The 11,867-nt window shown below is 74.0% G+C and carries 10 protein-coding genes; 7 read left to right on the top strand and 3 right to left on the bottom strand.

Annotated features, from left to right (window positions below; all coding sequences use genetic code 11):
• The first annotated feature begins 725 nt into the window (after window positions 1-725).
• Window positions 726-1,223 (top strand): hypothetical protein, encoded by a 498-nt coding sequence (locus IE332_RS24355; RefSeq protein WP_189920110.1) that lies wholly within the window; start codon window positions 726-728, stop codon window positions 1,221-1,223.
• 21 nt (window positions 1,224-1,244) lie between these two features.
• Here the strand turns inward: IE332_RS24355 and IE332_RS24350 are convergent, their stop codons facing one another.
• Entirely contained in the window at window positions 1,245-2,735 is a 1,491-nt protein-coding gene (locus IE332_RS24350; protein ID WP_189920108.1) for an AfsR/SARP family transcriptional regulator, read from the bottom strand.
• 130 nt (window positions 2,736-2,865) lie between these two features.
• On the opposite strand from IE332_RS24350, the gene IE332_RS24345 reads away from it, so the two are divergent.
• From IE332_RS24345 to IE332_RS24325, 5 genes are all read left to right on the top strand, one after another.
• On the top strand, window positions 2,866-5,811 hold the full coding sequence (locus IE332_RS24345; RefSeq protein WP_189920106.1) for an AfsR/SARP family transcriptional regulator: 2,946 nt from the start codon (window positions 2,866-2,868) through the stop codon (window positions 5,809-5,811).
• A gap of 134 nt (window positions 5,812-5,945) precedes the next feature.
• Window positions 5,946-6,857, top strand: coding sequence for a CAP domain-containing protein (locus IE332_RS24340; protein ID WP_189920104.1), 912 nt, complete (start codon window positions 5,946-5,948; stop codon window positions 6,855-6,857).
• Between the two features lie 60 nt (window positions 6,858-6,917).
• Window positions 6,918-7,787 (top strand): peptidoglycan-binding protein, encoded by an 870-nt coding sequence (locus tag IE332_RS24335; RefSeq protein ID WP_189920102.1) that lies wholly within the window; start codon window positions 6,918-6,920, stop codon window positions 7,785-7,787.
• 73 nt (window positions 7,788-7,860) lie between these two features.
• Window positions 7,861-8,418: an RICIN domain-containing protein gene (locus IE332_RS24330; protein WP_189920100.1), complete on the top strand. Its 558-nt coding sequence runs from the start codon at window positions 7,861-7,863 to the stop codon at window positions 8,416-8,418.
• 100 nt (window positions 8,419-8,518) lie between these two features.
• The gene (locus IE332_RS24325) at window positions 8,519-9,313 is read left to right on the top strand and encodes a GNAT family N-acetyltransferase (protein ID WP_189920098.1); all 795 of its coding nucleotides are present in this window, start codon (window positions 8,519-8,521) and stop codon (window positions 9,311-9,313) included.
• 16 nt (window positions 9,314-9,329) lie between these two features.
• On the opposite strand, the gene IE332_RS24320 is transcribed toward IE332_RS24325, so the two are convergent.
• On the bottom strand, window positions 9,330-10,049 hold the full coding sequence (locus tag IE332_RS24320) for a nucleotidyltransferase domain-containing protein (RefSeq protein ID WP_229928868.1): 720 nt from the start codon (window positions 10,047-10,049) through the stop codon (window positions 9,330-9,332).
• A 238-nt stretch (window positions 10,050-10,287) separates the two neighbouring features.
• On the opposite strand from IE332_RS24320, the gene IE332_RS24315 reads away from it, so the two are divergent.
• Window positions 10,288-10,995: a hypothetical protein gene (locus IE332_RS24315; RefSeq protein WP_189920093.1), complete on the top strand. Its 708-nt coding sequence runs from the start codon at window positions 10,288-10,290 to the stop codon at window positions 10,993-10,995.
• A gap of 79 nt (window positions 10,996-11,074) precedes the next feature.
• Here IE332_RS24315 and IE332_RS24310 read toward each other — a convergent pair whose 3' ends face one another.
• Complete coding sequence (locus IE332_RS24310) at window positions 11,075-11,722, bottom strand: TetR/AcrR family transcriptional regulator (RefSeq protein ID WP_229928867.1); 648 nt, start codon at window positions 11,720-11,722, stop codon at window positions 11,075-11,077.
• Between the last annotated feature and the right edge of the window lie 145 nt (window positions 11,723-11,867).

The following is an 11,867-nucleotide window of genomic DNA, read 5'->3' as shown; positions in this document are numbered from 1 at the left end:
AGCGTTCGTCCTGAGCCAGGATCAAACTCTCCGTGAATGTTTACCGGTAATCCGGTTCACACCCGCGTTGAGCGGCACGGCAACCACCGGAATAGGGTGATCCCGCGCACTGCGTCCTCGCTAGTGTTTTACTTCAAAAGGAATCTCCAACCCCAGAAAATTCTGAGGCCGGGGATGTCAACATATCTGGCGTTGACTTTTGGCACGCTGTTGAGTTCTCAAGGAACGGACGCTTCCTTCGGACTGCCTTCCAGCAGGCCCTCCGGGCTTCGTTCTTTCGTGTTTCCAGCTTATCAGATGTTTTCCGCGCCGTTTCCGGGGCTTCCTTCATCCAACTCGCCGGTGTCTTCTGCGGCTTGACGCCCCGTCCGACGTTTCAAACTCTAGCCGATCCCTGCCCCGAAAGGCGAATCGACCGCAATCCAATAAAACGAACATGCCAAATACACACGGAGCCACGACGCGAAAACGCGAACGCAACCCAGCCCGAACTTGGGAAGTGGTGTTTCAGAGGATTGGCCGCCCCGGGACCGTCCGCGCTGACGCGTGTCCGGTGCTCCCTGCCGAGCGACTAGAGAACAGTACTCCCACTTCGCCCGCGAGCCAAACCGCTCCCGCCTCAACGGAACGTTCATCGAACGTCTACCGCCGTCGTCCATGATCAGGACCAGAAGGCGCCCGACGCGATGGCGGGTGCCGACGTACGAGAGAGGCAGCACGGGGACATGAAGGCGACGAAGACTCTGCGGCGCACGGCACTCGGGACCACGGCCGGCCTGCTGGCACTGGCCGGGACGATGGTGTCGGCGGGGACCGCGCATGCCGACGCACCGGAGGACCTCCCCAGGGCCAGCATGAGCGAGCCCGGGGTGCTCTACCAGGGCCAGTACATCGAAACCGGCTACACCCGGCTGATCCTCCAGACCGACGGCAACCTCGTCGTCTACCGGACCCCCGTGGGCGCACCGTCATACGCGAAGTGGATCGCGCCGCGAACCTGGGGCTGCGGCCAGAAGGCGATCATGCAGGGTGACGGCAACTTCGTCGTCTACGGCGCGGGCGACCGCGTCTGCTGGGCCAGCAACACGTTCAAGAGCAACAAGTTCCAGCACGCCTCCCTGGTGGTCTGGGGCTATGGCGGCGTCGCCGTCAACATCACGGACGGCTTCGAGAGCGGCGGCAGCTCCAACTGGAACACGCTGAACAGCTCCGACCTGTACTGACCGCCGCCCGCGCCCCGGCCCTCACCCCCGCTCGGCGAGCCACCTCACCAGGTCAGCCACCGACCACCGGGGCCGGGCCGCGAGCCGCGTCGCCGCCGTCCGCAGCAGAACGGGCAGGTGGCCGCAGAGGCCGGCCAGCTCGGCCACCGCGGCCGGCTCCCGGCTGATCCGCTCGACGCCCACGATCCGCGCCAGCAGCTCGTGGGCGTCGTTCGGTTCCAGCGGTCCGACCGTCAGCCGGACCGCCTCGGCGGGCAACGTCTCCGGGGCCGCGCCCGTGACCACCGCCGCGCAGCCGGGTACGGCGGGCAGCAGCGGGGTGGGGTCGGCCACCCCGTCGAGCACCACCAGCACCCGCCGCCCGGCCAGCGCCGCCCGGTACTGCGCGGTCAGCTCGCCGATCGGGGCGGAACCCGCGGGACGCTCCCCCAGGGCTCGCAGGAACCCCGCCAGCACCGCGTCCGCCTCGCCACCGCTCGCGTACAGCTGCCCGTCCGGGAAGGCGTCCTGGACGGCATGCCCGACGTGCACCGCCAGCGCCGACGCACCGCAGCCCGCCGGACCCGACAGCCCGACCACCGGCGAACCCTCGACCACCGACGACACCGGCGCATCCCCGACCACCGACAAGCCCCCGGCCACCGACAGGCCCCCGGCCGCCCGCAGCGCCTGCTCCGCCCGCCGCGCCAGCCCGGCCCGCCCCACCAGGTCGGGGATGTCCGGCGGCAGCTGGCCGGGCCTCGGCAGCCGCCGCAGCAACAGCACCGGCGTCTCCCCACGCCGGATCCGCTCGGCCAGCTCGGCCACCGCCGGCGCCGGTTCGAGCCCCAGTTCCCCGTCCAGCCGCTCCCGCAGCGCCTCGTACGCCGCCAGCGCCTCCGCCGTACGCCCGCAGCGGTGCAGCGCCAGCAGGTGCAGCCGGTGCACCTCCTCGTCCTGCGGGTGCGCGGCGGCCAGCCAGGCCAGCGGCTCCACCGCGTCGGCGTGTCGGCCGAGCGCCAGGTCCAGGTCCAGCAGCGTCTTCTCCACGGCGAGCCGCCCGGCCGCCAGCCGCTCCCGGGTCCGCTCGGCGAACGGCCCGGGCACGCCGTCCAGCGCTCGGACGCCCTGCCACGCCCCGAGCGCGGCCGCCAGGGCCTCCCTCGCCCGGGCCGGATCCCGGTGACGCAGCGCGACGGCCTCCGTCACCGTGCCCTCGTAGCGGAACAGGTCCACCGCCTCGCGGGGCACCGCCAGCCGGTAGCCACCGGCCGCGGCGACCAGCAGCCCGGGCTCGCCGAGGGCACGGCGCAGCCGGTGCACATGGGTGCCGATCTGCCCTGCCGGGTCCTTCGGCCAGCGGGTGTCGTCCTCCCCCCACAGGCCCTCGACCAGCCGGTCCGTCGGCACCAGCTGCCCCGGGGCGAGCAGCAGCGCGGCCAGCACCGCCCGCTGCTGCGGACGGCCGAGCTCGACCTCACGGCCGTCGCACCGGGCGCACAACGGCCCCAGCACGCGGAACTCGAGCCGCACGGCCCACCCCTCGAAGCTCGGAATCCGGTGCACAATCTGTGACAGAGCATAGGCCGCCGGGACAGGGGGCGCCGCTGTCCGGACGGAAGTGGCGGAATCCCGGCGCGAGACGACTTTCGGGACGGATCACATGGGTGACATGGGGGGCGCCGGGCTGCGGTTCGGGCTGCTGGGGCCGCTGCGGGCCTGGTACGGGGAGCAGGAGCTGGAGTTGGGCAGGCCGCAGCAGCGGGCCGTGCTCGCCGTCCTGCTGGAGGCCGCCGGGCGCGCGGTGGCGGTTCCGGTGCTGGTCGAGGGGGTGTGGGGCGGGGCCGCGCCGGCCGACCCGCGCAAGGCCGTCCAGCTCGCCGTCTCCCGGCTGCGCACCGCGTTCCGCCCGTACAGCGGGGACGATCCGGAGCGGATGCCGCTGGTCCGGATCGGCGACGGTTACGCGCTCAAGGCGCCCCGGGCCGAGGTCGACACCGCCGACTGGGAGGCGCTACTGGCCGAGACCGGACGGCTCCACGAGCAGCAGGCGCCACCGCGGGAGGTGCGGGAGGTCCTGCACCGCGCCCAGCGGCTGTGGGTCGGCGAGCCGCTCGCCGGGCTGCCCGGGCCGCACGCCGAGGCCGTCCGGGCCCGGCTCACCGAGCAGCGGATCCAGGCCAAGGAGACCCAGCTGGAGCTGGACGCCGACCTCGGCGACCGCACCGACCTGACCGCCGAGGCCGCCGCCCTCGCCCTGGAACACCCCGGCCGGCCCCGGCTCACCGCCGTCCTGATGCGTGCCCTCTACCAGTCCGGCCGCAAGGCCGAGGCGCTCGCCGTGTACGAGGACGCCCGGGCGGCGCTGCCCGAGGCCCCCCGGACGACGCGGCCGGGGGACGCCGACGGCCCGGCCGCCGTACAGCTGCGCATCCTGCGCGAGGACGCCTCCCTGCTGCCCGCCGCGGTCTCCGCCGCCCCGGCCGAGCCCGCCGCCGACACCTGGCAGGCACCCGACCAGCTCCCCTCCGACCTGCCCGACTTCACCGGACGCGCCGAGGAGGTCGAGGCCCTCACCGACCGCCTCGCCGACGCCGGCGGGCGGGCCGTCGTGGTCTCCGCCCTGGACGGCATGGGCGGAGTCGGCAAGACCACCCTCGCCGTGCACGTGGCCCGCATGGTCCGCGACCGCTTCCCCGACGGGCAGCTCTTCGCCGACCTGCGCGGCGCCGACCACACCCCGCCCGACCCCGGCACCGTCCTCGCCGGCTTCCTGCGCGCCCTCGGTGTCGCCCCCGCCGAGATCCCCCCGGACACCGGCGAGCGCAGCGCGCTCTACCGCTCGGCGCTGGCCGGCCGACGCGTCCTGGTCGTCCTCGACAACGCCGCCACACCCGGCCACGTCGACCCGCTGCTGCCGGGCTCGGCCGGCTGCGCCGTCCTCATCACCAGCCGCCACCGGCTGGCCGGCCTCGCCGGGGCCCACCAGCTCCGCCTGGACACGCTGCCGCCCGACCAGGCACTGGAACTGCTCACCCGCATCGTCGGCGCCGGACGCGTCGCAGCCGAACCCGAGGCCGCCGAGGAGATCGTCCGGGCCTGCGGGCTGCTTCCGCTCGCCGTCCGCATCGTCGCCTCCCGGCTCGCCGCCGACCCCGCGCTCACCCTGGCCGTCCTCGCCGAAGGGCTGCGCCGGGAGCACCGGCTGGCCGAACTCAGCGACGGCGAACGGACCGTGGAAGCCAGCTTCGCGCTCTCCTACCACCGTCTCGACGCCGAACTCGCCCGCGCCTTCCGGCTGCTCGCCCTCCCCGACGCCCCCGACATCCCGCTGCCCTGTGCCGCCGTCCTGCTCGACCGCACCGAGGCCGAGACCGACGAACTGCTCGAAACCCTCGTCGACCTCAATCTGCTGCACTCCCCCCGCTTCGGCAGCTACGGCTTCCACGACCTCGTCCGCGCCTACGCCCGCGGCCGGCTCGCCGCCGAGGACGACGCCGCCGACCGCACCGCCGCCGCCGACCGGCTCGTCGACTTCTGCCTCGCCACCGCCCGCAACGCCGACCTCGCCGCCCGCAAGGCCGACCCGGTCGAGCTCAGCCTGCTCGGCGCGCCGGTGAACTCCCCCGGCCGGGCGATCGCGGACGGCGCCGAGGCGGTGCGCTGGATGCGCGAGCAGGCCGAGGTGCACGCCGCCGCCATCGCCCTCAGCTGCGCCGACCCGAACCTGCCGCTCGACCGCGCCGCCGAACTCACCGACCGGATGGGCGCGGTGCTCCCCGATCGCGCCCGGACCACCGTCATCGCCGACCTCGCCGAGCGGGTCGGCCGGGAAGCCGAAGCGCGCGGCGACCACGGCCCGCTCGCCCTCGCCGCGTACGTGCGCGGCAGCATGCTCTGGCACGTCAACCGCTACGCCGAGTCGCAGGAGGCGATCCGCCGCGCCGTCGAGCTCTGCACCTCCCCGGCCACCGAGCGCGTGCTCGCCAAATCCCTGCTCACCCTCGGCGGCAACGCCCGCATCCACGGTCGCTACGCCGAGGCCGCCGACCACGCCGGCCGCGCCGCCCAGCTGTTCCACCGCCTCGGCGCCGAACGCTCCGAGGGCAGCGCGCTCGGCGAGTTCGCCTTCAGCGCCGCCCAGACCGGCCGGCTCGACGAGGCGCGGGACGCCGCCGAGCGCGGCGCCCGCCTGATGCGCGGCTCCGGCCCGGTCTCCGCCGCGACCGGCCGCTACTACCTGGCCCGGGTGCTGCGGCTGTGCGGCGACCCGGAGGCGGCGCTCGACCACGCCGTCGGGGCCCGGGAGGAGTTCGCCGCCCTCCAGGTGACCGTGTTCGCCGCCGCGTCCGGCGACCTCGCCGCCCGCATCCACGCCGAGGCCGGCCGCTGGCTGCTCGCCGTCGACGCCGCCGAAGCCGTCCTCCCGCTCGCCCGCCGCACCAGCGCCGCCCTGGAGGCCGCCCTGCTGCGCACCCTCGGCACCGCGCTCGACGGCCTCGGCCGCCCACGCCAGGCCCGGGCCTGTCTGACGGACTCCCTGGAGATCTACCAGCGGCTCGGGCTGGAGGAGGAAGCGGAGCAGGTCAGGGGGCTGCTGGGCCGGTAGACACGGCATCAACGCGCCATTCGGCTACGCGCGTTGACCGGCCGTCTGCCGCACTCCTGGAACGTCTCTCTCGTCAGGCCCCGGGCCGCCGCGAACAGCGGCCCGGGGCGACACCACAGACGAGAGGCGCGACAATGCCCACGCTCCCGCAGCACGGCCAGACCTGGACGCTCAAGTCCGCCAACGGAACGGTCGCCGACGTCCGCTCCAGCCAGACCGCCGCCGGCACCGCCGTCCAGTCCTGGGGCTCCAACGGCACCACCGCGCAGGGCTGGACCTTCTGGGCCAAGGAGAACGGCAGCTTCCTCCTGGAGACCCAGCTGACCGTCGGCCGGCACGCCCCCGGCCAGGCCATGGTCATGGACTACAACTACTCCACCGGCCAGGCCTGGCTGTACAACGAGCACAACCAGCCCAACCAGCACTGGTGCTTCGAGCCCGTCGACAACGACTGGATCCGCATCCGCACCACCCGCGGCGACGAGGGCACGCTCTTCCTCACCGCGTCCGCCCCCGGCGCCCCGCTCACCCTGGGCAAGGAGGACGGCGGCAACCCGGCCCAGCGCTGGCAGCTCGTCCCCGCCGGCGGCATCAGCGGCGGCGGCCAGCAGCAGCGGCCCCAGCCGCAGCCGCAGCCCCAGCCCGGTGGCGGCGGTGGCGGCGGTGACTACCGCAACGAGATGCTGAACGCCGTCAACGCCGAGCGCGGCCGCGTCGGCGCCCCGGCACTGCGCCTGGACGACCGCCTCAGCGCCGCCGCCCAGCGGCACGCCAACGACATGGCCTCGCACGACCTCACCCAGCACGACGGCACCGACGGCAGCTCCCCCTGGGACCGCATCCGCGACGCCGGCTTCTCCTCCCGCGCCTCCGCCGAGAACGTCACCCCGGGCAACAGCGTGCCGGAGGCGATGCAGATGTGGATGAACAGCCCGCACCACCGGGACAACATCCTCAGCCCCGCCTACAACTGCATCGGCATCGGCTACGCGCCCCGCCAGCGCGGCAACTGGGGCCGCTACGTGCAGACCTTCGGCCAGGCCTGAGCCCCTCCCCCCGACCGAACCCCCTTCCAGCAACCTTCCAGCAACAAGGAGTCCACACCCATGTCCTCGAACGCGGCGGACCTGATCCGCGTCGCCCGAGACGAGGTCGGCTACCACGAGGGTCGCAGCGGCGGGCACTGGAACAACATCCAGAAGTTCTCCCCCGCCGTCGCCGGCCTGGAGTGGTCCCAGGGCGAGGCCTGGTGCGCCACCTTCGTCGCCTGGTGCGCCGAGCAGTCCGGCAACGCCGGGCTCTTCCCGGTCACCGCCTCCTGCGCGGAGGGCGTCGCCTGGTTCACGGAGCGCGGCCGCTTCACCGAGTACCCGGTCATCGGCGGCCAGGTCTTCTTCGGCCCCGGCGGCGGCAGCCACACCGGCATCTGCATCGCCTACACCAGCTCCACCATCACCACCGTCGAGGGCAACACCAACGACGGCGGCAGCGCCGAGGGCGACGGCGTCTACATGAAGACCCGGGACCGCCGCTCGGACTGGGTCCACGGCTACGGCGTCCCGGACTTCGCCGGCGGCGTCGTCCTCGCCGACCCGGAGTGGAAGGACCGGCCCGGGGCGATCTACTTCGGCCAGGAAGCCTCCGCGGAGGACAGCCCGAGCGGCGGCGCCCAGAGCGGCGGCACCCCGGCCGGTGGCACCGCCCCGGCGGCCGAATCCGGCGGCGACGGCGACGAGCCGTTCCCCGGCGCCGACTTCTTCCACGACGGCCAGAACAGCGAGGTCATCACCCGGATGGGCGAGCGCCTCGTCGCCGAGGGCTGCTCCGCCTACGCCGAAGGCCCCGGGCCCGAGTGGTCCGACGCCGACCGCGAGTCCTTCCGCAACTGGCAGCACAAGCTCGGCGACTCCGGCGACGACGCCGACGGCATCCCCGGCCCCCGGCAGTGGGCCGCCCTCCGGGTCCCGCGCGGCTGACGCCGGAGCCGTCCACCACACCCGACCTTCCACGCACCGGAAAGCCTTCCACCACACCAGAAGGAGCACACCCGTGAAGAGCATCACCCGTACCCGCAGAGTCCTCGCCTCGCTCGGCGCCGTCGCGGCCGTCGCGGGGGCGGTCGTCGCCGGCGCTCCGGCCGCGCAGGCCGCCGGCTGCGAGCTGGCGCCCGCCCTGTCCAGCCCCGAGAAGGTCTACAACGGCGCCACCGGCGTGCTCGACCTGCCGGGCAACAACGAGGCCAACGGCCAGCGGATCGGCGTCTACTCGGCCAACGACTGGTCCGACGCCCAGCGTTGGATGATCTGGGGCTACTGCGACGGCACCAGCGCCATCTCGCACGGCGGCGCCGGCAAGACCATCGACCTCGACACCGGCTCGGGCGCCGTCCGGCTGATGGACGCCCCGGGCGGCTGGGAGGGGCTCAACCGCCCGTTCGAGTACGGGATGCCGGACAACCAGAAGTGGCGGCTGACCGACGAGGACCGGGGCTGGTACCTGGTCCGCAGCGCGGTCAACGGGCAGTGCCTCAAGAGCAACGGGACGGGCCAGTACACCTCGATGACGTCCTGCGACCGCAACGACCCCGCCCAGCGCTGGCGGTTCTGACCCACCGGCCGGGCCCGGTCCGTCCGTCGGCGCCGACGGACGGACCGGGCCGTCGGCGCACCCGGACGCGGCCGGACGGGCCGGGCCTATCCTCGACCGCGTGCCCCTCATCAGCCTCCACGACCGCGCCGAGCTCGCCGCCCGGTTCCGCACCGATCCGGCGCTGCACCTCTTCGAACTCGGCGACCTGTCCGACCCGACCTGGGCCAACACCGCCTGGTACACCGCCTCCGCCGAGGGCGGCCCGGTCGCCCTGCTCTTCAGCGGCGGCGACACCCCGGTCCTGCTCGCCTTCGCCCGGCCCGCCGACGTCCCGCCACTGGAGGCGCTGCTGGGCGACCTGCGGCCGTTCCTGCCGCGCCGCTTCACGGCCGGCCTGCCGGACGGCGCCGAGCGGGCCCTCGCCCCCGACTACGCGGTCGAGCGCCGGACGCCACTGCTGCGGATGCTGCTCACCGAGCGGCTCCCCGCCGAACCCGCGGACGGGGCCGAACCCGGTTACCGGGCCGAGCCGTTGACCTCGGACGACCTCGCCGCCGTACGGGCCCTGCTGGACGAGTCCTACCCGGAGGCCTGGTTCGACCCGCGGATGCTCGCGAACGGCGGCTACACCGGCGTCCGCGCGAACGGCCGGCTGCTGGCCGTCGCCGGGGTGCACGTCCACTCCCCCGTCCAGCGGGTCGCCGTCCTCGGCAACGTGACCACCCACCCCGACGCCCGCGGCCGCGGCCTGGCCCGGGCCTGCGTGACCGCCCTGTGCCGGCGGCTGGCCGCCACCACCGACCACCTGGGCCTCAACGTCCGCACCGACAACGCCCCGGCGATCCGGCTCTACGAGCGGCTCGGCTTCACGACCGTCGCGACCTACAACGAGCTGGTGCTCAGCGCCTCGTAGCCGGTCCTGCACGGTCCTAGACGGTGCGCTCGATGGCGCCGTGCCAGGTGCGGCGGTAGCCCTCCGAGAGCGGGCCGCCGGCCAGGTCCAGGACCTGACGGGCCGCCCGGGCCAGCGGACGCGGGTCGCCGTCCCGGCTCAGCCGCAGGTGGCCGTCGACCAGGGCCGGGCCGAGGACCGGGTCGGCCTCGCGGAGGCGGCGGGGCAGCCACTTGCCGACGCCGGTCCAGGCCCGGTGGTGGTCGAAGAGCAGGTCGGCGGCGGCGGTGAGCACCTCGGCGGCGATCGCCAGGCGTTCCGTGTCGTCCCCGGCGTCGGCGAGGTCGTCCAGCAGGTCGGTCAGGCCGTAGCGCTTGGTCTCCACGGTCTCCGGGGCCAGTGCGGGCGGGCCCTGGCGCAGGTCGGCCCCGGCGCGCTCGCGGGCGCGGGCGCCGTGGCCGTCGGGGTCGGTCAGCAGGAGGCCGGTGGCGTACATGTGCTGGAGGACGGCCCGGCGGGAGGCCGCGTCGACGGCGAACAGCTCGGCGAGGCCGGTCCCGGTGTGGACGAAGAGCTCGACCGTACGGCCTTCGAAGCGGACGGTCTCCCGGTGGGTCTCGCCGCCGTCCGCGACCAGGACCGCGAGGTCGAGGTCGCTGGTGGCGGTGGCGGTCCCGGTCGCCGCGGAGCCGGCCAGCAGCACGGCGAGCGCGTCCGGGAAGCGGTCGGCCACCAGCCGACGGGCCTGATCGATCATCTGCGCAACCATGGCGGACAGAATCGCACGGCGGCGATCAAACGGAGGCTCAGCCCCCGCTCCCGCCCCGCCCTCTTCCCCGATCACGACTCGATATCCCTTGTCACGGTGCCGCGAGGGAGTCGTCACGGACCGGTCAAGAGGACGCCGAAGCCATGGCACCGGACCTCCGGGCTGCGCTATGAAGTTCTCTCGGGAGGGCCGTCGATCGGTGGCCCGCGAAAACGGGGGACATCTCGTGAAGCTCATCCGCAGCAATCGCCATGCCCTGGCCCTGGCCGCACTGGCCTCGGTCGGCACGCTCACCATGACCGCCTGCAACGACGACGCGTCGTCGTCCGACACCGCGACGACCCCGCCGCCCGCGGCGTCCGCGCCCGCCACCAGCGCCGCCGCGTCGCCCACCGGCGGTGCCATCACCCCGGCCGCCCCGACCTCCGCCCCGGCGGGCGGCGCGGCGTCCGGCTCGGCCGCGGCGCCCGCTCCGGCCGGCTCCGCCCCGGCGGGCGGGACCACGGTCAAGATCGGCGACGCCGTGACCATCCCGTTCAGCTCGGGCAGCACCAAGGGCACCATCGCACTCGCGGTCACCTCGATCGAGAAGGGCGACCCGGCGGACCTCGCCTCGCTCAAGCTGGGCGACAAGGCCAAGGGCCTGGTGCCGTACTACATCCACTACAAGGTCACCAACGCCGGCAGCACCGACCTGTCCTTCACCAGCGTCGACCACATGAAGGGCCTGCTGGCGGACGGCACCGAGGCGCAGGAGCTGATGATCATCGGCGCCTTCCCCAAGTGCAAGAGCGACTCGCTGCCCAAGGGCTTCACCAACGGCCAGTCGTCCACCTCCTGCGCGGTGGCGATGTCCCCGGAGGCCTCCAAGGTCGCGGGCGCCGAGTACTGGGGCGACCCGTACACCCTCGGCAAGGGCCTCAACTGGAAGTGAGCCATCACGGCACCGGACGGGGGGCGGCGCACTGCCGCCCCCCGTCCGGCGTCAGCCATCCGCCGTCAGCCCTCTGGCGTCAGCCTTCCGCCGGCGCCGGAGCGCCGTGGATCCGCAGGAAGGCGTCGACGCCGACCGCCGCGATCCGCTCGACCTCCTCGTCCGCCACCGGGAGGGCGCCCCAGAAGGAGCGGTCCGCGACCGGGTGGAAGGTCAGCAGGGTGTACTGCTCGGCGGCCAGTGCGGCGTCCTCGACCGCGAGCAGCCCGCGCTCGGTGAGGGCCTCGAAGTGTGCGGCGAGGTCGCGCAGCGAGGCGATCGGCCCGGCTTCCAGCCAGGCCCCCAGGACGTCGGCCGGGATGTTGGCCACCTCGGCGCGGATCGCCCGGCCGAGCGCCCCGTGCTCCCCGGCGGACAGCACCGCGCGGGCCCGCTCGACCGCGAAGTCGACCAGGTCCTGGCGCAGGTCCACCACCCGGTCGAGGTACTTCGCCATCAGGTCCCGGATCTTCTCGGTCAGTTCGGCCGAGTTCTGCAGCGCCACCGACAGGAAGAGCGCCTCCTTGTCGCCGAAGTGGTTGTAGACCGTGCGCTTGGAGACCCCGGCCTCGGCCGCGATCGCGTCCATGCTGGCCCGTACGTAGCCCTCGCGGCCGAACACCACCATCGCGGCCAGGGTGATCGCCTTGCGCTTCTCCGGCCGTCCCGCTCCGCCCGTCGTCGCCACGGTCCACTCCTCCACTGCTTCACCCCGTCAATGAAACTACTCGGTGCAGTGTATCCGTGCCGCCGTCCGGATCCGAGCCCGTCACCGCACACCCCGCACACCCACACATCCGCGCTTCGCGGGCGCACTCCGCGCCGCATAGAAT

Origin of the sequence: Kitasatospora xanthocidica, from assembly GCF_014656195.1 — a bacterium.
GTDB lineage: Bacteria > Actinomycetota > Actinomycetes > Streptomycetales > Streptomycetaceae > Kitasatospora > Kitasatospora xanthocidica.
This window is presented reverse-complemented; position numbering and strand designations above follow the sequence as displayed.

Coding starts and splice junctions, on each gene's coding strand:
- IE332_RS24335 (WP_189920102.1), top strand. CDS start 6,918: ATGTCCTCGAACGCGGCGGACCTGATCCGCGTCGCCCGAGACGAGGTC.
- IE332_RS24320 (WP_229928868.1), bottom strand. CDS start 10,049: ATGATCGATCAGGCCCGTCGGCTGGTGGCCGACCGCTTCCCGGACGCG.
- IE332_RS24345 (WP_189920106.1), top strand. CDS start 2,866: ATGGGTGACATGGGGGGCGCCGGGCTGCGGTTCGGGCTGCTGGGGCCG.
- IE332_RS24355 (WP_189920110.1), top strand. CDS start 726: ATGAAGGCGACGAAGACTCTGCGGCGCACGGCACTCGGGACCACGGCC.
- IE332_RS24340 (WP_189920104.1), top strand. CDS start 5,946: ATGCCCACGCTCCCGCAGCACGGCCAGACCTGGACGCTCAAGTCCGCC.